The sequence below is a fragment of the Candidatus Poseidoniia archaeon genome, assembly GCA_030748895.1.
Classification (GTDB): domain Archaea; phylum Thermoplasmatota; class Poseidoniia; order MGIII; family CG-Epi1; genus UBA8886.
In genome coordinates this window covers 23,422-47,679 of the sequence record JASMLC010000002.1, presented here as the reverse complement: position 1 = coordinate 47,679, position 24,258 = coordinate 23,422, and the positions used below count along the sequence as shown (strand labels likewise).

Sequence of the window (24,258 nt, the reverse complement as noted above, 5' to 3'; positions counted from 1 at the left end):
GCCGAAGCGAGATTCCTGGTGGAGGTGAACGAGGTGACTTGCAAGGGGTGTGCCATCTGTGTCTCGGTCTGCCCGCGAGGCAACCTCCTGCTCGACAAAGAGCGCCTCACACCCGGTGGGCACAACCCCGTGGCCTACTCATGGGAGGGGCTTGAAGGAACCTGCACCGGTTGCGGATTATGCTACAGGGTCTGCCCCGACGCAGCCATCATCGCGGTCTGGGAGAGGGAGCTGGCGACATGACCGGGCTGGCTTTCATGAAAGGGAACGAAGCTATCGCCATCGGCGCCCTGAGGGCGGGGCTTAATGCCTACTTCGGCTATCCCATCACCCCGTCGACCGAAGTCGCCGAGACCATGGCGGCGGAGATTCACACCGGGCGCTGGCCCGACTACAAGGTCTACCTGCAGGCATCAAGCGAACTTGAGGCCATCAACATGGTGCTCGGATCTGCCAGTGCCGGGATGCGGGCGATGACCTTCACCGCCTCACCCGGATTCAGCCTCAAGCAGGAGGGCATCAGCTATGGCGTGGGTATGATGCTCCCTTTCGTCGTGGGCAACGTCAACCGCGGCGGCCCCGGACTTGGCAACCTGGGGGCTGAACAGAGTGACTACTGGCAGGTCACGCGGGGCGGAGGCCACGGTGGATACCGATTGCCAGTCTATGCCCCGGCAAGCGTGCAGGAGATTCTCTCCTTCCCTGGCGTAGCTTTCGACACAGCCTTCCGGTATCGCACGCCGGTCCTACTGGTCTTCGACGCCTTCACGGGCCAGTTCAAGGAAGATGTCCAGCCGGACCTTGACATTATCTCCCAGCTCAATAAGGGGTGTGGCACCCTGAACCCGGAGGAGGACCACTGGGAGTTCGACCTCCAGGCTACGGAGTGGGCTGTAGGGCATCGGGACCAGAGGAAGGATGGGGCGCGTCGGGTCATTAACAGCCTGTTCCTGGACGAGGATGTTTTCAACCGCCATTCTGCCACCCTCCATGACCGCTGGAAGCGTATCGAGAAGTGCGAGGCGCTCTGGGAGGAGGTCGAAGTGGAGGATGCCGAGGTCCTGATTGTCGCCTATGGCATCACTGCCCGCATCTCGCGGGCCGCCGTCACTAGAATGCGGGGTGAGGGTCTCCCTGTCGGGCTCCTCCGTCCGGCGACTATCTCCCCCTTCCCGGCCAAGGCCTTGGCGGACCTCGCCCCCGGGCTCACGGCCGCCGTCACGGTTGAGCTGAGCCACGGCCAGATGTTTCATGACGTTCAGTACGCCCTGCGCGCGAGCAACCCCGGTGTGAGGATGGAGGCTGTCAACCGTACGGGAGGAATCATGCCAACCCAGAACGAGATTATCGCCAGGGTGAAGGAGGTGCTCGCCTGAGCCAGGACCCTCACACTAATCGACTGGCGAGTGGCCTCTCGATGGCCGACTACGCCTATTCCGGCTTCACCCACGACCCTTCCGGTTCACTCCCGACCCCGGAGCCACCAGCCGGCTTCACAGCGAGGCACGGCCCGGACCAGGGCATCGTGCAGCCTTTCAAGACCCACTACTGCCCCGGTTGTGAACATGGGACGCTGACCCGCGCCATCGGTAACGAGATTGTCCGGCGGGGTGAACTGGACCGTTCTATCATGATAGTCAGTGTTGGTTGCAGCGTTCTCGCCTACGACTACCTCGACATCGACGCCATACAGGCTGCTCACGGCCGCAGCCCAGCGGTCGCCACCGGCATCAAGCGCCTGTTACCTGACCACACCATCTTCATGGTCCAGGGTGATGGGGACGCGGCTGCCATCGGGCTCTCCGAAACCCTCCAGGCAGCCCACCGCGGTGAGGCGATTACTATATTCATGGTCAACAACGGAATCTACGGGATGACAGGGGGCCAGATAGCACCAACCACCCCCATCGGGAGCAAGACCAGCACATCGCCGGAGGGGCGCACTATCGACCTGCACGGCCATCCTGTTGACACCTGCGCCCTCGTCAGCCAGACGCCAGGTGCAGCATACGTCCGGCGTGCCTCTATCACCATAGCCCCTCCGCGCAAGGAAGTCGACCAGGAGACTCCCCGGGGAGAGGCGCGGGGATTCATCGCCCGGCCGGCAATCAAGGCGGAGAAGGCGGTACGGGAAGCGTTCGAGGTGCAGGAGCGGGGGGGCTTCGCCTTCGTCGAGTTCATCTCAACCTGCAATATCAACTGGGGAATGAAGGTGCTGGAGAGCAAGGTCCACGCCCACGAAGTCATGCTCCCGGCCTTCCCGGTAGGGCTCTTCGTCGACCGCCTGGGGGTCTCCGGGAAGACGGTTGACCCGCGTCCCGCGACCCACCCCCGTGAGGAGGGCTGAGGGTGGGCCACTTCGAGATGTTTATTGCTGGCCATGGCGGGCAGGGGGTCCTGGAACTTGGCAACCTCTGCGCATACCTCGCCCTACAACAGGGAAAGCGGGTGGCCTACACCCCGTCATACGGCCCCGAAACACGGGGAGGCAAGGTGCGCTGCTACGTCCTCACCGATGACCGCCCCCTCGACTCACCCATTGCCGAGGCAACCGACCTGCTGGTCGTCATGAACGAGCCGTCGATGGACTTCGAGGAAGTACTGGTGCCGGGCGGAATACTGCTCCGCAACTCCTCTCTGGCAGTCCGGGAGGCAACCCGGGATGATATCCGGATTGTGAACATCCCCCTCACCGACATCGCTGCGGACTTGAACGCCCCCGAGTATGCCAAGTTACGGGGAAACCTGCGTGATGCAACCGTCGTCCAGAACGCAGTGGCGTACGGGGCATTGCTAGTGCTCCGGGGGGAGAACCCGGGCAGCCCGGAAGTTGAGAAGGCCGTCAGGCAGGCTTTCAAGTCCAAGGCTGCCGCCATCCCCATCAATATGGAGGCCGTCCGGCTGGGGGCAGAGGCGGCCCGGAAAGCTCAGGGAGACTGATCTCCGAGAAAACCCTAAACCCACCCGGCACTGCAACCCCGACGCGCCAAACAAAACCCTCCGAGGCGACGGGCGGGATATTCAGTAAAATATCCAATAAAACTGATTGGGAATTATACCAAACAATATTTGATTCGGAATTATCTACAAAAGAGGAGATACAGAAGGACATGCTGGAATCTGGGCATGAACATTTTTGATGATAGTGATGCGGTATATCGCACGACGGATATTGGAGCGGATACTGCGCTTTACAGTCTAAACTCGAAAAATGGAAACGAGCGTTGTGGCGACGCCGTTCGGAAGAGTGATAGACATACTGTTTTATTGTATTATATAATGCAATCTATGCGATGGGATGAGTCGGAAGAAAAAGACGCTGCACGTGCCGGAACCGCCGGCGCGGCCGGGCGAGCAGCCCGACTTCAGCCAGCTCAAGCTTTCCAAGGCGGGCGAAGCGCCGAAGCCAGCGATCGACGGCGACGCGGCCGATATGCGCGAGCTGGCGTTCTCGCTGGTGCGCGTGCTCGACGACAAGCACCGCGCGGTCGGTGACTGGGACCCCGGGCTCGAGCCCGGGGTGCTCCGCACCGGGCTGCGACACATGCTGCTGCTGCGCATCTACGACGACCGCATGCAGACGCTCCAGCGCACCGGCAAGCTCTCGTTCTACATGAAATCCCTGGGCGAGGAGGCCGTGGCGATTGCGCAGGGGATGGCGCTGCGCAACGACGACATCCTGTTCCCGAGCTACCGCCAGCCGGGGCTGCAGCTGGTGCGCGGCCGCGACCTGGTCGACATGATGTGCCACTGCATCTCGAACCGGCGCGACAACACCAAAGGGCGGCAGATGCCGGTCCACTACTCCTGGCGCGAGGGGAATTTCGTCTCCATATCGAGTCCGGTGGGAACGCAATTCCCGCAGGCGGTCGGCGCCGCGATGGCATTTGCCTACCGCGGCGAAGATAGCGTCGCCATTTCGTGGCTGGGCGACGGCACCGCCGCCGAGGGTGATTTTCACTACGCCATCAACTTCGCCGCAGTCTACCGCGCGCCAGTAATCCTGAACGTGGTCAACAACCAGTGGGCCATCTCGACCCACATGAATATCTCGACCGGCGGCGCCACCTTCGCGGCGCGCGGCATCGCGTATGACTTGCCATCCATAAGAGTGGACGGAAACGACTTCCTTGCGCTCTACGGCGTGACGCAATGGGCTGCCGAGCGCGCGCGGAACGGCGATGGCGCGACCTTCATCGAGGTCCTGACCTACCGCGGCGAGGCGCACTCGACCAGCGACGACCCGACGCGCTACCGGCCGAAAAATGAGTGGGAATCGTGGCCGCTGGGCGACCCCGTCGAGCGGCTGAAGGCCCACCTTGTGGCCATTGGCGAGTGGGACGATAAGCGCCATAAAGCGCTCGAAAAGGAGCTGGACGAACTGGTCGTCAAGTCCTACAAGAAGGCGGAAGAGTACGGCACGCTCGACGCGGGGCCCTGTCCGCCGGCGAGCACGCTTTTCGAAGATGTCTATAAAAAAGAACTGCCGCACCTGCGCAAGCAGCGGCAGCAGCTGGGGGTCTGAATGGCGCAGATGAATATGGTCCAGGCGGTTAACAGCGCACTCGACACGTTGCTCGAGCGCGATGAGAAAATCGTGATTTTCGGCGAGGACGTCGGCTACTTCGGCGGCGTCTTCCGCTGCACCGACGGCCTTCAGGCTAAGCACGGACTGCACCGCGTCTTCGACACCCCGCTCTCCGAGGGCGGCATCGCGTCCATCGCCATCGGCATGGGCATCAACGGGCTGCGCCCCGTCGCGGAAATCCAGTTTTCCGACTACATCTTCCCCGCCTTCGACCAGATTACCAACGAGCTGGCGAAGCTGCGCTACCGCTCGGGCGGCGAATACTGGGCGCCGGTCACCATCCGCACGCCGTGCGGGGGCGGCATCCGCGGCGGCCACTACCACTCGCAGAGCCCCGAGGTCTACTTCACCCATACACCGGGGCTGAAGGTGGTCGTCGTGTCGAATCCCTACGACGCCAAGGGACTACTGACGACAGCGGTCGAGGACGACGACCCGGTTATTTTCTTCGAGCCGAAGCGGCTCTACAACGGGCCGTTCGACGGCGACCACACTGCCGCCGCCAAGAAGTGGGACTCCCACCCGGAAGGCGAAGTCCCCGAGGAGCACTACCGCATCCCGCTAGGCGAGGCGAACGTCGTCGCCGAGGGCAGCGACGTGACGCTACTGGCGTGGGGCACAATGGTGCATGTCGCGCAGGCGGCCGCTGTACGCTCCCCGGCGAGCTGCGAGGTCATCGACCTGCGCTCGCTGCTGCCGCTCGACCTGGAGGCGATTGTCGGCAGCGTCCAGAAGACCGGCCGCTGCGTCATCGTCCACGAGGCGCCGCGGACGAGCGGCTACGGGGGCGAGCTGGCGGCGCTGCTGATGGAGGAGTGTTTCTGGCACCTTGAGGCGCCGGTAGAGCGCGTCACGGGGTGGGACACTCCTTTTCCCCACACGCTGGAATGGGAGTACTTCCCCAGCCAGGAGCGAGTGATGGAAGCGATTGCGCGGACGATGGAGAATAACTGAAATGGGTAAATACGTTTTCAAGCTGCCGGATGTCGGCGAAGGCATCGTCGAAGGCGAGATTGTCGACTGGAAAGTCAGGAAGGGCGAGACGGTCGCCGAGGACCAGCCGCTGGTGGATTTGATGACCGACAAGGCGACCGTCGCGATTCCGTCGCCCGTCAGCGGCAAGGTGCTCTCGACGACCGGCAAGCCGGGCGACATGGTCCCGGTCGGCGCCGAGCTGATTGTGTTCGACGTCGAGGGCAAGGGCGAGGAAGCCGAGCCGAAGCCTGAACCGGAGCCCGAGCCGGCCCCTGAACCCGCGCCAGCCGACACGCCGGCTCCCGTTCCGGCACCGGCAGCGCCCGCGGCCGCACCGACCGCGACGGGCAAGCGGCCGCTCGCGTCGCCCGCGGTGCGGCGGAGGGCGCGCGAGGCGGGCGTCGAGCTGGCGGGAGTGCCCGGCAGCGGGCCGGCGGGGCGAATCTCGCACAACGACCTGGACGCGTTCCTGCAATCGGGAGGTCGCCTGATGGGGGGCCAGCGCGGACAGAAGCGGACCGGCACGACCGAAATCCCGGTTATCGGGCTGCGGCGCAAGATTGCCGCCAAAATGGCCGCGTCGAAGTCGCGCATCCCGCACTTCAGCTATCTGGAAGAAGTGGACATTACTGAACTGGAGTCGCTGCGACAGCACCTCAACGCGAAGCGTAGTGGAGATATGCCCAAGCTGACCTACCTGCCGTTCCTGATGCAAGCACTGGTCAGGACACTGCAGCAACACCCAGAGTGCAATGCACTCTATGAAGAGGAACGAAATACTGTCGTCCAGCACGAGGCGGTACACGCCGGCATCGCGACGCAGACCGACGGCGGGCTGATGGTGCCGGTGGTGCGGCACGCCGAGGCACGCGACGTCTGGGACTGCGCCAATGAAATGCGGCGCGTCTCGCAGGCGGCGCGCGACAAGACTGCCACATCCGAGGAACTTTCGGGCTCGACGATTACGATTACCAGCCTGGGTGCACTTGGCGGGCTGGGTGCGACGCCAATTATCAACCACCCCGAGGTAGCGATTATCGGCGTCCACAAGGCCGAGGAGCGAGCGGTCGTGCGCGACGGCAACATCGTCGTGCGGCGCATGATGAATCTCTCGGGGTCGTTCGACCACCGCGTCGTCGACGGCTATGACGGCGCCCGGATGATGCAGACGCTGAAACAGATGCTGGAACATCCGGCGACCATTTTTATCTAATCATGGAACGCAAATGCAAGGTGCTGGTAGTCGGCGCCGGACCGGGAGGCTATGTCGCCGCCATCCGCGCCGGGCAGCTCGGGCTCGACACAATTGTTGTCGAGGGCGACCGCGCCGGCGGCACCTGCCTGATTCGCGGCTGCATCCCGTCGAAGGCGGTAATCCACGCTGCGAGCCGCTTCGAGGAGCTGGGCGCGCACGCCGGCGCGGGCGAGATGGGGATTTCGCTCCCCGACGGCCCGCTGCTGAACATGGGGCAGCTAGTGGCGTGGAAGGAATCGATAGTCGATAAGCTCAACAGCGGCGTCGAAGGACTGCTGAAGAAAGCGGGCGTCGAACTAGTGAGGGGATGGGCAACTTTCCGCGACGGAAAAACTTGTGATGTAGAAACGTCAGAAGGCAGCGTGGAAATAACAGCGGAGCATGTTATCCTGGCCACGGGCTCCCGGGCGACCGAGCTGCCCTTCATGCCGTTCGGCGGCAATATTATCTCTTCCACGGAGGCGCTCGAACTGGCGGAGCTGCCGCGCAAGCTGGTGATAATCGGCGCCGGCTACATCGGCCTTGAGCTGGGGATTGCATACCGCAAGCTCGGTTGCGAAGTCGAATTCATTGAGGCGCTGGACCGCATCCTGCCGCTCTACGACGCTGAACTGCTACGGCCGATTTCGATGTGGCTGCGCAAGCACAAGGTGCCGGTGCATCTCGGTGCGAAGGCGACGGCGGCAAAGACGCGCGGCAAGACGACGACGGTCGAATTCACCGACTCTGACGGGAAGCCGCAGAAGGCGAAGGGCGACCGCGTGCTGGTTACCGTCGGCCGCCGCCCCTGCACCGAAAGCTGGGGGCTGGAGGAGATGGCGGTCGATATGGACGGCCCGTTCGTCAAGGTTGACAAGCAGTGCCGCACGTCGATGCGCAACGTCTGGGCCATCGGCGACCTTGTCGGTGAGCCGATGCTGGCGCACAAGGCGTCGGCGCAGGGCGAAATGGTCGCTGAAATCATCGCTGGCCACCGTCGCGAATTCGACCCGGTCGCTATCCCGGCAGTCTGCTTCACCGAACCCGAAATCGTCGGCGTCGGGCTGACGCCCGCCGAGGCGGAGGAGGCCGGCATCGCCACGACCGTCGGCAAGTTCCCCTTCGGCGCCAGCGGACGCGCACTGGCAATGCAGGCGGGCGCTGACGGCGGCTTCGTGCGCATCACCGCCCGGCGCGACGACAACGTTATCGTCGGAATCCACGCTGTCGGCGCACACGTTGCGGAGCTGAGCGGGGAATTTGCGCACGCGCTCGAGATGGGTGCGCGGCTGGAGGACATTGCCGGGACCATCCACGTCCACCCCACGCTGACCGAGGCGTTCGCCGAGGCGGCGCTGGCGGGGCTGGGGCACGCAATCCACATCGCCAAATGAGTGAGGTCGCCGCGCTGGAAACGCGGGCGCGGCTGGCGCCCGTGACGCTGCTGCGCGCTGGCCAGCGCAGCCACGCTACGGTCGACACGGCGATGCAGAAGTTGCAGGCGCAACGCATTGCGAGGGAGATACCGGACACGCTGATATTCGTCGAGCACCCCGAGGTCATCACCGTCGGGCGGCGTGCGAAGGTGGACGGCATCGCGGCGCCGGACGGCTACGCGTCGCGCGAGGTGGACCGCGGCGGCGGCATCACCTGGCACGGGCCGGGACAACTGGTGGGATATCCGGTCTTCCGCTGGCGCGAGGAGTCGATTCGCACGGTAATCACGCTCATCGAGGAATGGATTCTGCGGGCACTTGCGACATTTGGCATTGCCGCCGGGCGCAATCCAGCCATGATGGGAGTCTGGCTCGACGGCTTCAAGGTCGCCAGCATCGGACTACAGTTCAGCCAGTGGGTCTCGCGCCACGGTTTTGATATCAACCTTGCCACGCCGGGCGACCGGTTGCAAGCGGTCGCCGGCTGCGGCCTGCCGGTGGGCCGGCACACTTCGCTGGCAGCGCTCGGCCACGACATCCCGCTGGCCGCGATGGAGGCGGCGCTGCTGGCGCAGATGCCTGCGGTACTGGGGCGCGAACTGGCGGGGGAGCGCGGCTGGGATTTCTAACGATCTATATTTAAACTGTGAACGGTTCCGTATCGGCTTCTACCAGCCGCGACTGGTGGCCTTCGAGAAAGCCGCCCAGCAGGTCACCCGCGAGCGTCTTGCACTCGCCGCAGAACCAGCTGCCGTCGGCGCAGCCGTCGTGGATCTCCTTCAGTTTCGCGTCATCATCCATCAGATGGTAAGCATATAGCTCGAATACCGGGCATTCTAGCGGGCGGCCGCCCGTTTTCCGATGCTCTTCGACCGTCGCGCCGCCGGTGGTCTGCGCCCGCTTCACCTTGCGTTGCGCGTTGCCGGGCGAGTCAGCGAGGAAGATAGCGCTGTCCGGCTCGGACGACGCCATCTTGCCGCCGGTGAGGCCGAGCATCAGCCGGTGGTAGGTGCTCGAGGGTGCCATGAACCCGAAACCGCCGTGCGAGGCGTCGACGAACGCCAGCGCGGCGTCGATGTGCGCCACGTCGGCTTCGCCGGCATCGTCGAGGTAGAGCGCGCCGTAATCGACGTTCAGCTCCTGCTTTTTGAAGCCGATCCTGGCGCAGAGCTTGCCGGCGTCCTTCAGCAGCTTCGCGGTTTCGTCGTCGCCGGTCGCGAAGGCGCCGATGCGGCCGTCCTTCGCCTGCCGGCAGCGCACCTTGCGCACCGCCGCGGCGAGGTCGCGCGTTAGCCGCAGGTGTGGGTCCTGGTCGACCCCGACCGGCACCAGCGTCGGCCGCGGGCCGCCGAATTCCGGCAGTTGCGGATGGAGGATGTCGCCCGCCTGCACCAGCGGCGCGTTGGCGTGCGCGAGGCTGGTCGTGCCGCTGAAGCCGTAAAACGCTTCCAGTTTCGACCAGTTGACGCGGTGCGAAAGCTGGTGCGCCAGTCGCAGCACCTGCAACCGCTCCGACTGGTAGTAGAACTGGCACGGCTCGAGGCCGAGCGCGACGTAGTGGCGCAGGTATTCCGCGACGGCGTAGTCGCGACACGCGTCGAGCGGGATGTTGCGCGTCGCCGCCGCTTCGAGGTCGGCGACCGCGATGAAGATGTCGCTGCCGAGCCGCTGGTAGGCGATGACCTGGTCGAGCAGCATCTTGTGGCCGAGATGCATCTTCCCCGAAGGCATCAGCCCGGTCATCAGCGCCGTCGGTTTCCCGTCAGCCAGCGCGCGGCCGAATAGCTCCCAGCCGCGGTGCGCAAAGACGATACTGCGGCGGAAGAGCGGCCCTTCCGGCAGCCCCGTAGCGTCGGGCGCCAGCGTCCCGAGCCCGAACTGGTCGCGCAGCCGCGCGTAGTCCTTGATGCGGTCGCTGGCCCACGGGTCCAGTTCCATTGGCTGGCGACCGTGCTGGGGGTTAAAGGTAATGCGCAGCCGCGCATCCCCCGCCATGGAGTGGCCGCGTGCAATCCTGCATCTCGACATGGACGCCTTCTTCGTCAACGTTCACCTGCTCAACCATCCCGGCGACCGCGGCCTGCCGCTCGCCATCGGCGGCAAGCCGGGGACGCGAGGCGTCGTCGCGTCGGCCAGCTACGAGGCGCGGCAGCACGGCGTCCGCTCAGCGATGCCCGCCACGCAGGCGGCGCGCCGCTGCCCCGAACTGAAGTTCGCCGCGCCCGACTGGGAGCGCATCGAGGGCTGCTCGCGCGAGGTGATGCGGCGGCTGGCCGAGTTCGGCCCGCTCGAGCCGCTATCGGTCGACGAGGCGTTCGTCGACCTGGGTGAGGCCGCGGCGCCAGAAAAACTGGCGCCGCGGCTCCGTAAGTACGTTTCGAGCGAAACCAAGCTGCCGGCGTCGGTTGGGCTCGCGACATGCAAGCTGGTCGCCAAGGTCGCGAGCGACTTCGAAAAGCCCGAAGGCTGCACCATCGTGCCGCCCGGCGGCGAGGCGCAGTTTCTCGCGCCGCTCCCCGTCAGGCGACTTTACGGCGTCGGCCCGAAAACCGGCGCCGCGCTGGCCGAGCTGGGCATCGAGACCTGCGGGGAGCTGGCCGAAGCGGACGTGCAATCACTGCTCCCCGCCTTCGGCAGCTACGGCGCGGTGCTGCACGAACTGGCGCGCGGCAGCGACACGCGGCCGGTTGACCCCAGCCCGTGGGAGCGCAAGCAAATCTCGACCGAGCGCACCTTCGCGCAAGACGTCGAAGAGCGCGAGCCGCTGCTGGCGGCGCTCGCCACGCTCTGCGAGCAGGTCGCCGGCGAGCTCGCCAGCTCCGGGCGCACCGGGCGCACGGTGACGCTGAAGCTGCGCTGGGCCGACTTCACGACCATCACCCGCCAGCGCACGCTCCCCGGCGAAATCGCCGCCGCCAACGACATCCTGCGCGCCGCGACCGCGCTGCTCGACCGCAACTGGGCGGCGGAGCAGCCGGTGCGGCTGCTCGGCGTCGGCGTCAGCCGGCTCGGGACGCGCGCGCAGACGCGGCTGGGGGAGTTTTAGAAGTCAAACAAACTCTTCTGCGCCTTATCGGCCGCCACGTCGGGCTGCGCCGGCTCCGCCGCTTCGTCGTCGCTGCCGTCGGTGGCGGCCGCGGCCGTCCGCTTCGCCGCGGGCGGCCGCGTCCTGAGCGTGATGACTTCGCGCTCCTGCCGGAAGGGCTGCGACGCTTCCATTATGGCTTTCAGCTTACGGTCTTTGGGAGTCGTGCCGAGCAGCTGCGCCAGTTCGCCTTCGGTCAGCTCCAGCTTGCCGGCGATGCGCGCCGCTTTTTCGGCGTCGCCGTGGCAGCTCGCCGCCACGACGGCGAGCTGCTCCAGCTTCGCCTGCCGCTTGGACATGTGCGCCGCCGCGCCTATCTTGGCGGCGAGCGAGTCGCGTGCTGCCCGCCTGCCGCGCGAGGCGCCCATCTTGCGAATCCACGACGGGAACTGCAGCCGCGCGCCCGACGGGGGATGGCGGCGCGAGAGCGCGACGCCGCTGCTCAGCAGCTCGCTGGCGTAGCCCCACAGGCCGTAGTTCTGCTGGCGACGGGTGCGCGCCAGCAGCAGGTCGGCGTGCGCGACGCGGCGGTAGGCGCGCTCGAGGTCGTTCGGCTGGCGGTACATCAGCGGCAGGTTGTCGCTGACCCACGTCGCGACTTCGCCGGGCGGCTCATGCAGGTCGAAAATCGCCTTGCGGGGGCCGTCGTAGTCGTCGCCTTCGAAGATGGCGCGCAGCGTGTCGAACATCTCCGACTCGCGATCGCGGACGCCCAGCGCATCGACCTGCTCGTCGTCGACCGTCAGCCCGCCCTCGGCCAAAGATTGCAAGTCGTTGAGCGCGCCGCGAAGGTCGCCGCTCGCGTTGGCGGCGAGCCGCTGGACCACCGCCGGCTCGATTTCGATGTTTTCGGCGGCGGCGACTGCGTTCAGCACTTCGCGGATGGTTGCGGCGGAGAGCCGCTGGAACTTGATGGTCTGCGCCAGCCGCCGGAACGCGCCGCCGCTGCCCTTCGTCAGCGCGTAGAGGTCGTTGACCGTCAGGATGACCGGCTGCCGCGTCTCGCGCAGCGTGCGCATCACCGCCTTGCGGCCGCCGCGGTCACTGTAGTCCTTCACCTTGCCAGCCGACTGCTCCGGCCGCTCGTAGAGGTTATCGGCTTCGTCGAGCAGAATCAGCTTGGTACGCGGCGCGGTGCCGTCGGTGGCGAAGCCCGCGAAGAGCCCCGCCCTGAGGGCGATGCCTTCGATGACCGACCCCGACCGCGCGTCGGAGGCGTTCAGCTCAACCACTTCCCACCCCATTTCACCCGCTAACGCCAGCGCGGCCGAGGTCTTGCCGCAACCGGCCGGCCCCGCCAGGATGACGCCACGCTGGTCGGGGATGCCGCGCGCCCACGCCGAACCCCACGCGCGCAGCTGCGCCACCGCGTGCGGGTTGCCCTTGACGTCGGCCAGGGTGGCGGGGCGGTACTTCTCACTCCAGGGCAGGTTGCTCATCGGCCCAATTGCGTGAAAAAGTGCGCTTTCTGGCGCACCAGAATCGAGCTGGCGTTGCGCGATATGGTCCAGCTCCAGGTCATAATCGCCGCTGCGCAGGTGAGCATCGTGAAGGTGAAGCTGGTGCGGAACTCCTTGACCGCGTCAAGGTTCTCCTGCGAGAGCTGGAAGACCGAGATGTCCCACGCCGGCGAGTGCGCCATCCAGACCAGGTAACCGGCGGCGAACGCCCCCGCCAGCGCCGGCACCCACAGCAGCCGGCCGGTGCGCAGCTGCAGCTGCCGCACTGGCGCCAGCAGTACTAGCGCCAGCCCGATGCCGACCAGCGTGAAAAACCAGGTCATGAACCGCTCCTGATAGAAATTGATGGCCGTCACGGGAGCGTCAATTGCCAGCCCCAGCGGGGCGAAGGCGACCGTAATCGCAGCCATGAATGCCAGCCGCGAAGCGGTCAGCATCGTCAGCGGCAGCCCCTGCTCGACTTCCAGCTGGCCGAAGGCGCGGCGAATCAGCCGGATTAGCAGGAACATGCTCAACGCGAGCGGCGCGAAGACTATCATCACGAACACCATCGCACCGGTAATCTGCCCCACAATACCCTCTGAATCCATCCCGGTCTGGCGCATAATCGCCTCCGATTCCTGTAGCACGATGGTCCCGGCGGCGACGTAGGTTGCGGCGACCAGCAGCCCGGTGAAGAAGATGCGGCGACCGAAGGCGCGATAGGTGAATGCGTCGGGCTGGTCCTCGATGAGCCGTACCATCACGACCGGAACGCTGCGCCCCCTTTAGAGCGTTGTCTGCTCCGGCTCGCGCCGCCCCGCCAGCTGCTCCGCCAGCCGCGGGCCGATGCCGGGCACCCGCGCCAGCTCCGCCTCGGTGGCGGTGGCGAACGCGTCGGGCGCCGCGAAGCCGTGGTTGAAGAGCGCCCGCGCCCGGATACGGCCGACGCCGGGGAGCGCGAGCAGCGGCAGCAGCTCGCGCCGCACCCCGTGGCTAATGCGCGTGCGCAGCTGCTCCAGCTCCGCGACCGCCTCCGGCGCGAGCAGTCGCGCCAGCTCGCAGGCAGCGTAGAGCAGCCATTCGGCGACGTCCACCTTGGCGCGGATGTCGCCCGGCGTGGTCGAGTAGCGCTTGAGTAGCTGCTCCTCGGGCATCTCCTCGCTCCAGTCCTGTAGCAGCAGCGCGGTCTTCAGGTCCCACAGGTAGAACTCCACTTCGACCCGGTCCTCGGGCGTCGGGAGCATCAGTTCGCCTTCGGCATTCATCATCCGCACAAGGTAGGTCTCCAGCTCCTGCTTGCGTACGTAGAGCGAGTGGATGTCGGGCGTCCGCGCCACCATGTGCAGTAGGCCGAGCGGGTTGGGCGGGACGCCCGATTCGAGCGCACGGCGCATCGTAACGCCCGTAAGTGGGTCGACGTAGAGCTGCGCGACGCGGCGGCCGAAATCGGTCGCCGCGAATCCCTCGCGCTGCGTCTCGCTGGCGGGGGCGAACTCGCCCGGCTCGGCGCCGGTCATCGTTATGAGCCCCTCCTCGCGCAGGAACTCCAGCACGCGGTTGAGCCGGTGCTGCGTGCGCCACAGCTCGCCCTGCGCGCCGAAGAGCGTGCGGTCGAGAAAGCTGTGCAGCGCCTCGCGGTCGCTCGCCGCGCCGGCCGCAATCAGCGCCAGCAGGTGGGTGCGCAGCGCCGGCTCGGCGCCCAGCCGCGAAACCACCGGCTCCGGCTCGCCGCGGAAGTAGGCGCTCTCAGCCTCCTCGGCCTGCGCGACGTCCTTCGCCATCAGCACGCCTTCGCCTTCGGCATCGTAGCCCGGCCGCCCCGCCCGGCCGAGCATCTGCAATACCTCGAGTACGGGCAAGGGCTGGTTGGACTGGAATGAAGCTTCCCAGCGCTTCAGGTCACGCACGATAACGCGCCGCGCCGGCAGGTTGACGCCGGCGGCGAGCGTCGGCGTCGCGACCAGCGCCTTCAGCCGCCGCGCCCGGAACTGCGCCTCGATGAGCTGGCGGTGCCGGTTCGTCAGCCCGGCGTGGTGGAACGCGACGCCGCGACGCAACAGCTGCGCCAGCCCGCGGTCGAAGCTGGTCGCCTCGTCGGCGCCCGTCTCCAGCGCGTCAGCCACTTCCGCCAGCGCCTCGCGCTCGTCGGGCGTGAGCGCCGGCTCAATGATCGGCGCCAGCCGCTTCGCCTGCGCTTCGGCCCCGCGTCGCGTCGAGACGAAGACCAGCGACTGGTCGGGCAGCCGCTGCTGCACTAACCCCTCGGCGCCGGCGCGCGGCAGCACCTGCCGCGCGCCCGCTTCCCACTCGAGCCGCGTGTCGGTGCAGATGCCGCGCGCCAGCGGCACCGGCCGAAAATCGCTGCTCACGAGCGTCGCACCGAGCCAGTCGGCAATCTCGGCCGCGTTGGAAACCGTCGCCGAGAGCGCCACCAGCTGCAGGTCGGGCACCAGTTCGCGGAAGCGCGTCAGCGTCACCTCGAGCGTCGGCCCGCGCCGCGAGTCGTTGAGCAGGTGCACCTCGTCGGCGACAAGGCAGCCCACCTGCGGCAGCCACTCGGGCGAGTGGCGCAGCAGCGAGTCGGCGCGCTCGCTGGTCGCGACGATGATATCGCAGTCGCCCAGCCCGCGCGTGCGGTCGTAGTCGCCGACGCTGACCCCGACGCGCGCCTCTGGCAGCACCGCTGCGGTGAGCGCGCGCAGCTCTTCGACCTTCTCCCACGCCAGCGCGCGCAGCGGGACGAGGTACATGCCGCGGCGGCCTGCCGCCGCGGCGCGCAGCAGCGCGAGGTAGGCGACCAGCGTCTTGCCGGCGGCGGTCGGCACCGCCAGCAGCAGCGACTCACCGCGCTCGACCAGCGGTATTGCCTCCGCCTGCGGCGGGTAAAGCTCAGCGATACCGAAGTGCTCCAGAATAGCGGGCAGCACCCTACCAGCTCTCTTCGTCAATCAGTCCGAATTCGGGGCGCGATTGCAGCGCCAGATAGAGCGCAATCGCGCCGAAGAGCGTCGAGAGCATGAACGGCCCCATACCGACGATGGCGGCCGCGCAGCCCACCAGCACCAGCGTGTAGTTCTGCCGCAGCAGCACCAGCACTCCGCCGGCGGTCGCCAGCACGGTGCAGAAGAGCTCCCAGACAATCGCGGCGCGCAGGACCGAACGGACGAAATCCTCGTCGTATTCTTCCGATGAGCCCATGCCGGAATCGGTCATGATTTCGTTCATTTTCACGGTCGCGCCCTCAACCTTGCCGGGGTCGCCCAGCGTCCCGTTCAGCAGGATTACGTTGGTGAGCAGTCCCAGTGCCGCCAGTAGCAACATCAGCCCCGCAATCTGTGGCCGGCTGGTCGAAGGGTAGAGCGCGACATAGTCGCCCGCCGCCGCTCCGTCACCCCAGTCCAGCTCCTCCGAAACCGTGCCGCCGCCACCGGCCGGTTCCCACAGGAAGCGGTGGCCGCAATCGCCGCAGCCGACGTACTCGGAATGCCCCTCTGAAGCAATTTCCGCCTCGGTCGTTGCACCGCACTCGGGGCAGGTTACGCTCGCCTCCATCACCGGGCCAGCCGGCAGCGGCTAATTACTTTCGCTCCGCGAGCCGCCGCTGCAATCCCTTCAGCGTGCCGCTCGTCGCCAGCGTCTCACCAGCGAAGCCGTCGCCGAGGTCGCCGTTGAGCGCCTCCCGGGCAGCGGCCGCGCCGGTGTGCGGCACGCGCACCACCGCCTCGCCCTCCGTACAGCGAATCACGCGGAACTCCGCCAGGCGACCCGCCAGCAGCCGCTCCAGCCGACGGCGGCTCACCGCCGGGGTAACGCGCAGCTGGAGGTAGCGGCGACGGCCCCGCTTTGCCTTGACGACCACGACCGGGGAAACGCAACCCACAAATAGGTTGCACCTGCGGTGCGCGCCGCGGGCCCGTGGTCTAGCTGGCTATGACGTCGCCTTCACACGGCGAAGGTCCGGAGTTCGAACCTCCGCGGGCCCACCATCGGCTTCTTATCGCACCATTTCTGCCACTGGACACGTGTCCCTCGCCGAGAAGATAGCCGACATCGAGGCTGAAATCGCCAGCACCAAGTACAACAAGGCGACGCAACACCACATCGGTAAGCTGAAGGCGAAGATGGCGCAGCTGCGCGAGCAGGTCATCGCGGCATCGTCCGGCCCGAAGGGGAGCGGCTACAGCGTTCGCAAGGCGGGCGACGCAACAGTGGCGCTAGTGGGGCTGCCGAGCGTCGGCAAGTCGACGCTGCTCAACTCACTGACCGCCGCCGAGAGCGAGACTGCGGCGTACGCGTTCACGACGCTGGACGTGATTCCCGGCGTGCTCAAGCATCGCGACGCGATTATCCAGCTGCTTGACCTGCCGGGGCTGATTGAGGGCGCTGCGCGGGGCGCCGGGCGGGGGCGCGAGGTGCTCTCGGTCATCCGCGCAGCCGACCTGGTGCTGCACATTGTCGACGCCTGCGAGTCGGCGCCGCACGTCATCCTGAAAGAGCTGGAGGACGCCGGGCTGCGGCTTGACGGGCGGCCGCCGAATGGCTCGATAGCGCGGATGGGGCAGGGCGGTATCGAGGTCATTTCGACCGTCGAGCAGGAGCTTGAGGATGAGGCCATCAAGGTGGTTGCACGCGAATACGGGGTGGTCAACGCACAGATTGTACTGCGCGAATATATCGAGCTGGATGACCTGATTGACCTGCTCGCCGGCTCGCGCGTCTACGTCCCTTCGCTGACGGTCCTGACCAAGGTCGACCTCGCCAGTAAAAAGCAGCTGGCGCGGGCGCGCGAACTCTGCCCCGGCGCCATCGAGATTGCGCCGCCTACGGGGGAGGGGCTCGACGATTTGCGTGACGCGATTTATGCGCGGCTCGACTTTATCTCGGTCTTCATGAAACCGCAGGGGCAGGCGGCCGACATGGAGGAGCCGCTGGTGGTGCGGCGCGGGACGACCATAGCCGAAATCTGCCAGGCGCTGCACCGTGATTTCCGCCGCAAGTTTCGCTACGCGCTGGTCACCGGGCCGTCAGCCAAGTTTCCCGGACAGACTGTCGGCCTCGGGCATCGTGTCGCTGATGGCGACGTGGTGAGCATAATCACTCACCGCTAGGCTTTCTGTAGCCGCTTGAGGAGCTCGGCCTTCTTGCCCGAGACCGGCAGTCCCTGCTTCTTCAGCTCCGCCTTGAGCTGGGCGCCGGTCATCGCGCCATAATCAGGTTTCGCCGCTTTTTTCTTCGCGGCTGCCTTCTTCTTCGGCGCTGCTTTCTTCGCCGCCGGCTTTGCGTCGCCGGAATCGCCGCGCTGGAAGAGGCCGGCGACCTTTGAGGCGCCGCTGCCGATGGCGGCACCCGTTGCGCGTGCGCCACTGCCGATGGCGCTGCCGGTTGCGCGTGCACCGCTGCCGATTGCCGAGCTGGTCGCGCGAGCTCCGCGTCCGACGGCGGACGCGCCGCTGCCAATGGCGCCGCTGGTGCGCGAGCCGGCGCTGCGTGCGCCGCCCGCAATGCGCGAGCCGATGCCGGGCGACGCGTCGCCTGACGGGGCATCTTCAGCGGCTGGCGCTTCCGCGGCAGCCGGTTCTTCCTCCGGTTCAGTGGCTGGCTCGGGGTCCGCCGCTGCGCGCGGCTTGAAACTTATGCTGGAGCGTGACTTGAAGGTGATTTTCTTCCCCTCGGCGGCCGGCTCTTCCTTCTTCGCCGGTGCGTTACCCGCGACCGACTTGGGGAGCTTGTCGCCGAATCGCTCGTGGTAGCGCTCCTCTAGCGACGCCGAATCCTCCTCGAGCATGCTGTCGAGGCGGCGGTGAATATCCATCAGCGGCTTCTCGCTGCGTTTGTGCCAGTCGGCCGATTGCCCGGCTGGCGCCGCGGGCTGCGCGGCTGGCGCGAGTTCGACCGCCGGCTGGGCGGCCACGACTGCCGGCTGGATGTCCATGTCCATCTCGATGACCATGTCAGGCTGGATGTTGGTCGGCGGTGACGCCAGCTCGACGATGGGCTGCGCCTGCGCGACCGGAGCCGCGGCTGGCGCTACGGCTGCTGCAACCGGCTCGAGCACCGGCTTCTTCGCCTTCTTCTTCTTTTTTCGTCCGAACAGACCCATGTTACCAGTACCGTTTGATTATCGTCAGCAACCGCACCCCGAGGTTGGAGAGCGTAGGTGAGCGCTGGGCTCCACCGTTGGTACGGGAACGGCCCACGACCAGCTCTTCCTCGACGGAGGTCTCTGACGGCACTCGGCCGCAGAACCCCGCCAATTAAAGGCTTTCACCTTTCTGGTCCCAGCTCAGCTTGCGCCGCACCAGCCGCCGCTGGTTGTAGGCCTTGATGATATCGCCCTTGGTAATCAGCCCCACCAGTTGTGTAGCATCGCGCGGGTCAACTACCGGCAGGTGGCTGATTTGCTTCTGCCCCAGCAGGTCCAGCGCACGCGTCAACGGGTCGTCGGGCGTCACAGTCAGCACTTCGCGGACGCAGTAGTCGCCGACTGTCAGGTGGCGGTCGCGGTTCACGACCGCGTTATGCAGGTCAGTCCAGGTGATGATGCCGACCAGCTTTCCCTGCTCCAGCACCGGGAACGACATGTGGCCCGTATCCTCGAGCTGGCTGATGGCCACCTCGAGTGGCGTGTCGGGCGCAAGCGTCATCACCTCCTCCGACATTGCCTCCCCGATGGTGAGCATGCGCATCAGGTCCTGCTCGGCACCCATGTCAATGTGGACGCCGCGCTGCGCCAGTTTGGCAGTGTAAATCGAGTGCTCCGAAATTACGTAGCAGACCGCGTCCGCCACGACGCACGCCAGCATCAGTGGCAGGATAATGTCGTAGACGCCAGTCATCTCGAACAGTAGCACGATAGCAGTCAGCGTCCCACGCGTCGCCGCGGCGGTGAAGGCGGCCATCCCCACCAGCGCATACGCGCCGGCCGGGGCGGTGAAGCCGAGCGGCGCGACCGCCAGCCCGAAAGTGGCACCAAGCGCGGCGCCGAGAAACAGCGAAGGCGTGAAGACGCCGCCGGAGCCGCCGCTGCCAATCGAGATGGAGGTGGCGATTAGCTTCAGGATAAAGAGGGTCGCCAGCAGCAGCGCCATGTTGTCAATTGTGAGCAAGCCGTCGGGGCCGCGCAGTCGGGAGGTGTCGGCGGTCCCCTGCAACATCCCGTGGGTGATGTCGAAACCGTTGCCGAGGATTTCGGGGAAAGCCAGCGCAATGGCGCCCACCGCCAGGCCACCCAGTGCGGTCTGCGCCGGCAGTGGCAGCTGGTGCAGGGCCGTCATCATGCGGTCGAAGGCGAAGAGCAGCTTGATGAAGCCGGCTGCCGCCAGCCCTGCCAACAGCCCCAGCACGAGGTAGAGCAGGTACTCGAGCTGCGAATTCAGGCTATATAGTGGCAAGCTGTCGAACGCCGCAATATCGCCCTTGATGGTGCGCGCGAACGCCGTAGCAATGACGGTCGCCACTACCAGCGGAATGAATGAGCGAGTGCGGAACTCGGTCACGATTAGTTCGATAGCGAAGATGACTCCAGCGAGCGGCGCGTTGAACGCTGTCGTGAGCGCTGCTGCTGCCCCGCAGCCGACCATGGTGCGCGTCTCCTCGACGCTCAGCCCCATGCGCTGCCCCACCTCGGAGCCGAAGGTCGAGGCCATCAGGATTAGCGGGCCGATGCGCCCCAGCGAGAAGCCGGTGCCGATGCAGATGGCTGCTGCGGCGCCCTTGGCAAGCGCGACATGGGTGCCGAGCCGGGCGCGGTTCACCGCCACTGCTTCCATCACCACCGGCACCCCGTGACCGCGCACCTCGCGGGCGTAGTACTTGATAATCAGCCCCGTCGCCAGCCCGCCGGCCGCCGGCACCAGCAGTATCCAGACGCCATAATTATGCTCGAGAAACCCACCGTCGCGGTAGAATAGCCACTGGACGCCGTCAATTGCCTGCAGGAAAAGCCACGCCAGGCACGCTACCGCGGCGCCCGTGAGCGCCGCCAGCATGTTGAGCCGCAGCATCGGCGAAGTGGCCATCCGTTGCAGCCTCGCGGGAGGCAGCGAGAGATTCACGCCGTCAGCACCTCCACGCCACCACTGGTCAGGAGCAGCGTGTGCTCCGCCTGCGCCACCATCCCGTGGCCCAGTTCGTCAAGCACTGGGTAGAAGCCCACCGCGCCGCTGCGCAGCAGCCTCTGGAGCGGCTTGCGCGGCTCGTCGCTGAACGCGTGCAGCCAGCGTTCGGCGAAGGGGAGCCCGTGAAATTCGCCGCGAACCTGCTCGAGCAGTTCTGCCGCCGCACTGTCGCGCACGCGACGGGGGCTGCCTAGATGGTATATATTGGAATTGCGCTTGCCGCCGACGCGACCGGCACCGTTGGTCGCGAACGGCTCGACCGCAATCACGTCGTCCTTGCGCAGCGCGGTCCCGCGGTGGCCGCCGACGCTTGGAATCGAGAGCCCGCTGTGCAGGTCGTAACGCTTGATGCCGTGGCCGGTCAGGTTGGCGACCGGCCGCAGCCCGCTCGCCTCGATGGTCTCCTGCACGGCGCTGCCGAGCAATCCCGTGGAAACTCCGGGCGCCGCCAGCTCAATCACCTGCTCCAGCCCTTTCAGCGCTGCCGCGCGCAGTTCGTCGTGCCGCGAGCCGTCGATTTCGACGGTGAGCGCGTTGTCACCGATGTAGCCGTCAATCTCGACCCCGACATCAAGCTTCACCAGTTCGCCCGCCTTGAAGCAGCGGGCGGTGCGCGACGACGGTGTCCAGTGCGCCGCCTCCTCGTCGGTGGCGATGTTGACCGGAAACGCCAGCCCGCCATCATTGCGGCGCACGTAATCCTCAATCCGGGTGACCGCCGCCAGCACGTCCGCCCCGTCGACGATGAGCTTGCGCCCATATTGCAACGCGTCGCGCGCCAGCTCGCCGGCGTGGCGCCATTTTACCAGCTCGTCAGCCTCCAAGCGACGCCTCCAGTTCCGCTTCGGAAATCGCACCGGCGCGCAGCACTTCACAGCCGTCGGCAGTTACGCGCACGACCGTCGACGGTTCGCCTTGCGGGGATGCGCCGTCGAGATAGCGCGCGGCGTCGCCCAGCGCCGCGCGCGCCCCTGCCAGCGTTGCCGCGGGCGATTCGCCGTGGCGGTTGGCGCTGGTCGTCACGAGCGGCAACCTGCGCGCCAGCGCCAGCGCGACGGAGTGGTCGGGAACGCGCAGGCCGACAGTGCCGTCGCGGCCGACGCCGGCCGGCAGCGCACACACTGCGGGCAGCACCAGCGTCAGCGGCCCCGGCAGCCAGCGCACGGCGAGCGCCTCCGCGGTGGGCGACCGCTCGCCGAGCGCCCAGAGCTCGTCGCAGGAACCGACCATCACGCTCAGCCCATCCGAAGAGCGGGCTTTAAGGCGCAGCAGTCGCGCGACTGCTACGCCGTCAAGCGCAGCGCAGCCGAGCCCCCACAGCGTGTCGGTCGGGTAGACCAGCAGCCCCCCGCTCCGCAAGTGCGCCCGCGCCGCGTCGATTTCCACGCTGGGGCAGCAGCGGCCGCCAAAACCGTTTGCGGTTCAGCGCTGTTTGAGCGGGACGTAAGTGCGGTCGGCCTTGCCGACGTAGCGCGCGCGGGGGCGAATCAGCCGGTTGTCGCCATACTGCTCGAGCACGTGCGCGGTCCAGCCAGCTACACGCGACATCGCGAAGAGCGGCGTGAACAGGTCCGTAGGAATGTCGAGCCCGTAGAGCAGTGTCGCTGAGTAGAAGTCGACATTGGTGATGAGCGGCTTCGCCGCCTTGACCGCCTTCTCGATGGCGACGCTGGTGTCGAAGAGCGTCGTGTCGCCCCGCTCTTCCCACAGCGCGTGCGACGACGCCTTCAGGTGCGGCGCGCGCGGGTCATCAACCTTGTAGACGCGGTGGCCGAAGCCCATGATGCGCTGCTTCGCCGCAATCTTCTCCACCACCCATTCGGCGGCGGCGTCGGGCGAGCCGATTTTGATTATCATCTCCATCGCCTTCTCGTTGGCGCCGCCATGCAGTGGGCCGCTGAGCGTCCCGACCGAGGAGGTAATCGCCGAGTGGAGGTTCGCCAGCGTGCCGGCAGTGACGCGCCCGGAGAAGGTGGAGGCGTTGAAGCCGTGGTCGGCGAGCAGGATGAGGTAGAGATCGAGCGCCTTAGCCTGTGTTTCGGTCGGTTCGCTGCCGAGCAGCATGTGCAGGAAATCGGCCGCGTGCCCCCGTTCGGGGTCGGCCTCGATTGGCGCCAGCCCTTCGCGCAGGCGGTGAATCATCGCCACCGCGGCCGCAATCTGCCCCACCAGCCGCAGCGCCTTGGGCGGCAGCTCCTTCAGCTTCACGTTTGACTCGTAGTGGCCCAGCGCCGAGACGACGGTGCGCAGCGTGCTCATCGGCGATGTGCGCCCGGCGAGCTGCTCGATAACCTGCTTCACCTCGGGAGGCAGCACACGGGCGGCGCCGATGCGTGCACGCATGTCAGCCAGTCGCTCCGCCGAAGGGAGCCCGCGGTCATAGAGCAGGCAGACCACCTCCTCGAAACTGGAACTGGTGGCGAGGTCGTCGATGCCGTAGCCGCAGTATTTCAGGAGGCCCTTTTCGCCGTCGATAAAACTGAGCGTCGTGTCGGCGGCGACGATTCCCGACAGACCTTTGGTCGGCTCGGGGAGGGCAGTGCTAGCTTCGCTGCGGGAGGCCACGGCCGGCGTACGGCAGTGCAATATTTAGTGTTTGCCGAATTCAGGCAGGAGGCTCATAACGCGTCACCCGCACGCCGAGATCGCCCCGGATAGCGGGGCGCTCCATGACTTCGGCGAGTTTGGCGTCGAACGCCGCCTCCAGGTCCACGTCCATCGCGATGGCGTGGCCGAACGTCAGGATAAGCAGGTCGGCCAACTCCTCCGCGCGGTCCGCCTGTGGCTTGCCCTTGGTGATGCACTCGGCCAGCTCGCCCACCTCTTCCATCGTCAGCAGCAGCCGGTACGCCATGTCGTGGCCGTTGTTCCCGGCAAAATCGTGCTTCTCGTGGAAGGCGCGCACGCGATCGAGCATCTGCGCAAAGCTTTGCGACATGGCTCCCGAGCCGCGGTGCGGTTTAGGCGTTGCCGGCGCAGTCAGAGCCAGCGGCGCACACACTGCCGGTAGCGCTCGTAGGCGTCGCCGAAGAGCGCGACCAGCAGCTCCTCCTCGCGCCGGATGGTGAAGCGGTCGAGGATTGTCACCAGCGCCGCGCCCGTCGCGAGGAACCAGCCGCTGTCGCGACGACCAGCTGGAGGGTGTCCCTGCGGAAATCGACGCTGATTCCGGCTCGCCGGAAAGTGAGCACGGCCCACATGGCCAGCAGCACGCTGCCCCCGACGATAAGCGCGCCAGCGGCGAAACCGGCCAGCCCCAGCCCGAGCGGCGCCGGCTGGTAGTGCTCCAGCGCGAAGCCGGCGGCCAGCGCTGACAACGCCACGACGGGCGGCGGGAACGGTCGCCCCGCGGGGTAGGGGTCCTGCATAGCGACCCAGCAG

25 protein-coding genes and 1 tRNA gene are annotated in these 24,258 nt (G+C 66.6%); 12 read left to right on the top strand and 14 right to left on the bottom strand.

The genetic code is table 11. The features are described from left to right. Nucleotides 1-24 precede the first annotated feature (24 nt). The 9 genes from QGG57_01095 to lipB all read left to right on the top strand — a co-directional run bounded on the left by QGG57_01095 (nucleotide 25) and on the right by lipB (nucleotide 8,862). Nucleotides 25-243 carry a ferredoxin family protein gene (locus QGG57_01095; GenBank protein ID MDP7006778.1) on the top strand — a complete coding sequence of 73 codons (219 nt, stop codon included), beginning with the start codon at nucleotides 25-27 and terminating at the stop codon, nucleotides 241-243. Next, on the top strand, nucleotides 240-1,376 hold the full coding sequence (locus QGG57_01090; GenBank protein ID MDP7006777.1) for a 3-methyl-2-oxobutanoate dehydrogenase subunit beta: 1,137 nt from the start codon (nucleotides 240-242) through the stop codon (nucleotides 1,374-1,376). The genes QGG57_01095 and QGG57_01090 overlap by 4 nt, the downstream gene beginning before the upstream one ends. A gap of 41 nt (nucleotides 1,377-1,417) precedes the next feature. After that, a complete protein-coding gene (locus QGG57_01085) occupies nucleotides 1,418-2,347 on the top strand; it encodes a thiamine pyrophosphate-dependent enzyme (GenBank protein MDP7006776.1) in 930 nt (309 codons plus the stop codon). Between the two features lie 2 nt (nucleotides 2,348-2,349). Beyond that, the gene (locus QGG57_01080; GenBank protein ID MDP7006775.1) at nucleotides 2,350-2,940 is read left to right on the top strand and encodes a 2-oxoacid:acceptor oxidoreductase family protein; all 591 of its coding nucleotides are present in this window, start codon (nucleotides 2,350-2,352) and stop codon (nucleotides 2,938-2,940) included. A 358-nt stretch (nucleotides 2,941-3,298) separates the two neighbouring features. After that, complete coding sequence (locus tag QGG57_01075) at nucleotides 3,299-4,525, top strand: thiamine pyrophosphate-dependent enzyme (protein ID MDP7006774.1); 1,227 nt, start codon at nucleotides 3,299-3,301, stop codon at nucleotides 4,523-4,525. Then, on the top strand, nucleotides 4,526-5,542 hold the full coding sequence (locus QGG57_01070) for an alpha-ketoacid dehydrogenase subunit beta (GenBank protein MDP7006773.1): 1,017 nt from the start codon (nucleotides 4,526-4,528) through the stop codon (nucleotides 5,540-5,542). Nucleotide 5,543: 1 nt separating this feature from the next. Beyond that, entirely contained in the window at nucleotides 5,544-6,776 is a 1,233-nt protein-coding gene (locus QGG57_01065) for a dihydrolipoamide acetyltransferase family protein (GenBank protein ID MDP7006772.1), read from the top strand. A 2-nt stretch (nucleotides 6,777-6,778) separates the two neighbouring features. Continuing rightward, nucleotides 6,779-8,191: a dihydrolipoyl dehydrogenase gene (gene lpdA, locus QGG57_01060; GenBank protein MDP7006771.1), complete on the top strand. Its 1,413-nt coding sequence runs from the start codon at nucleotides 6,779-6,781 to the stop codon at nucleotides 8,189-8,191. Further along, entirely contained in the window at nucleotides 8,188-8,862 is a 675-nt protein-coding gene (lipB, locus tag QGG57_01055; GenBank protein ID MDP7006770.1) for a lipoyl(octanoyl) transferase LipB, read from the top strand. Before lpdA ends, lipB begins: the two co-directional genes overlap by 4 nt. Nucleotides 8,863-8,872: 10 nt before the next feature. Here lipB and QGG57_01050 read toward each other — a convergent pair whose 3' ends face one another. Further along, nucleotides 8,873-10,171 (bottom strand): tryptophan--tRNA ligase, encoded by a 1,299-nt coding sequence (locus QGG57_01050; protein ID MDP7006769.1) that lies wholly within the window; start codon nucleotides 10,169-10,171, stop codon nucleotides 8,873-8,875. Between the two features lie 55 nt (nucleotides 10,172-10,226). Here QGG57_01050 and dinB point away from each other — a divergent pair, with 55 nt between their 5' ends. Beyond that, nucleotides 10,227-11,279, top strand: a complete 1,053-nt coding sequence (dinB, locus tag QGG57_01045) for a DNA polymerase IV (protein ID MDP7006768.1) — start codon at nucleotides 10,227-10,229, stop codon at nucleotides 11,277-11,279. On the opposite strand, the gene QGG57_01040 is transcribed toward dinB, so the two are convergent. From QGG57_01040 to QGG57_01020, 5 genes are read right to left on the bottom strand one after another with little or no spacing between them, the layout of a single operon-like run. Further along, nucleotides 11,276-12,757: a replication factor C large subunit gene (locus QGG57_01040; protein ID MDP7006767.1), complete on the bottom strand. Its 1,482-nt coding sequence runs from the start codon at nucleotides 12,755-12,757 to the stop codon at nucleotides 11,276-11,278. The two genes, dinB and QGG57_01040, sit on opposite strands and share 4 nt — an antisense overlap. Next, nucleotides 12,754-13,521, bottom strand: a complete 768-nt coding sequence (locus QGG57_01035; protein ID MDP7006766.1) for a hypothetical protein — start codon at nucleotides 13,519-13,521, stop codon at nucleotides 12,754-12,756. The genes QGG57_01040 and QGG57_01035 overlap by 4 nt, the downstream gene beginning before the upstream one ends. 24 nt (nucleotides 13,522-13,545) lie before the next feature. After that, a complete protein-coding gene (locus QGG57_01030) occupies nucleotides 13,546-15,687 on the bottom strand; it encodes a DEAD/DEAH box helicase (GenBank protein MDP7006765.1) in 2,142 nt (713 codons plus the stop codon). A gap of 1 nt (nucleotide 15,688) precedes the next feature. Next, on the bottom strand, nucleotides 15,689-16,312 hold the full coding sequence (locus QGG57_01025; GenBank protein MDP7006764.1) for a hypothetical protein: 624 nt from the start codon (nucleotides 16,310-16,312) through the stop codon (nucleotides 15,689-15,691). A gap of 25 nt (nucleotides 16,313-16,337) precedes the next feature. Continuing rightward, a complete protein-coding gene (locus tag QGG57_01020; GenBank protein MDP7006763.1) occupies nucleotides 16,338-16,619 on the bottom strand; it encodes a hypothetical protein in 282 nt (93 codons plus the stop codon). Between the two features lie 50 nt (nucleotides 16,620-16,669). On the opposite strand from QGG57_01020, the gene QGG57_01015 reads away from it, so the two are divergent. Together QGG57_01015 and QGG57_01010 are read left to right on the top strand one after the other, a co-directional pair. After that, nucleotides 16,670-16,746 (top strand) — tRNA-Val (locus QGG57_01015). A 36-nt stretch (nucleotides 16,747-16,782) separates the two neighbouring features. Further along, nucleotides 16,783-17,868, top strand: a complete 1,086-nt coding sequence (locus QGG57_01010; protein MDP7006762.1) for a 50S ribosome-binding GTPase — start codon at nucleotides 16,783-16,785, stop codon at nucleotides 17,866-17,868. Here QGG57_01010 and QGG57_01005 read toward each other — a convergent pair. The 8 genes from QGG57_01005 to QGG57_00970 all read right to left on the bottom strand — a co-directional run bounded on the left by QGG57_01005 (nucleotide 17,865) and on the right by QGG57_00970 (nucleotide 24,245). Further along, nucleotides 17,865-18,860: an SAP domain-containing protein gene (locus QGG57_01005; GenBank protein ID MDP7006761.1), complete on the bottom strand. Its 996-nt coding sequence runs from the start codon at nucleotides 18,858-18,860 to the stop codon at nucleotides 17,865-17,867. The genes QGG57_01010 and QGG57_01005 overlap by 4 nt on opposite strands. A 1-nt stretch (nucleotide 18,861) precedes the next feature. Then, complete coding sequence (locus tag QGG57_01000; GenBank protein ID MDP7006760.1) at nucleotides 18,862-18,993, bottom strand: hypothetical protein; 132 nt, start codon at nucleotides 18,991-18,993, stop codon at nucleotides 18,862-18,864. Nucleotides 18,994-19,014: 21 nt separating this feature from the next. After that, nucleotides 19,015-20,814 carry a chloride channel protein gene (locus QGG57_00995; protein MDP7006759.1) on the bottom strand — a complete coding sequence of 600 codons (1,800 nt, stop codon included), beginning with the start codon at nucleotides 20,812-20,814 and terminating at the stop codon, nucleotides 19,015-19,017. Beyond that, nucleotides 20,811-21,701 (bottom strand): type II methionyl aminopeptidase, encoded by an 891-nt coding sequence (map, locus tag QGG57_00990; GenBank protein MDP7006758.1) that lies wholly within the window; start codon nucleotides 21,699-21,701, stop codon nucleotides 20,811-20,813. The genes QGG57_00995 and map overlap by 4 nt, the downstream gene beginning before the upstream one ends. Further along, the gene (locus QGG57_00985) at nucleotides 21,691-22,263 is read right to left on the bottom strand and encodes an L-threonylcarbamoyladenylate synthase (GenBank protein ID MDP7006757.1); all 573 of its coding nucleotides are present in this window, start codon (nucleotides 22,261-22,263) and stop codon (nucleotides 21,691-21,693) included. Before QGG57_00985 ends, map begins: the two co-directional genes overlap by 11 nt. A gap of 36 nt (nucleotides 22,264-22,299) precedes the next feature. Further along, the gene (locus tag QGG57_00980) at nucleotides 22,300-23,442 is read right to left on the bottom strand and encodes a citrate/2-methylcitrate synthase (GenBank protein MDP7006756.1); all 1,143 of its coding nucleotides are present in this window, start codon (nucleotides 23,440-23,442) and stop codon (nucleotides 22,300-22,302) included. Nucleotides 23,443-23,482: 40 nt separating this feature from the next. Beyond that, entirely contained in the window at nucleotides 23,483-23,815 is a 333-nt protein-coding gene (locus QGG57_00975; protein ID MDP7006755.1) for a nucleoside triphosphate pyrophosphohydrolase family protein, read from the bottom strand. A 145-nt stretch (nucleotides 23,816-23,960) separates the two neighbouring features. Then, complete coding sequence (locus QGG57_00970; protein ID MDP7006754.1) at nucleotides 23,961-24,245, bottom strand: hypothetical protein; 285 nt, start codon at nucleotides 24,243-24,245, stop codon at nucleotides 23,961-23,963. Nucleotides 24,246-24,258: the final 13 nt, after the last annotated feature.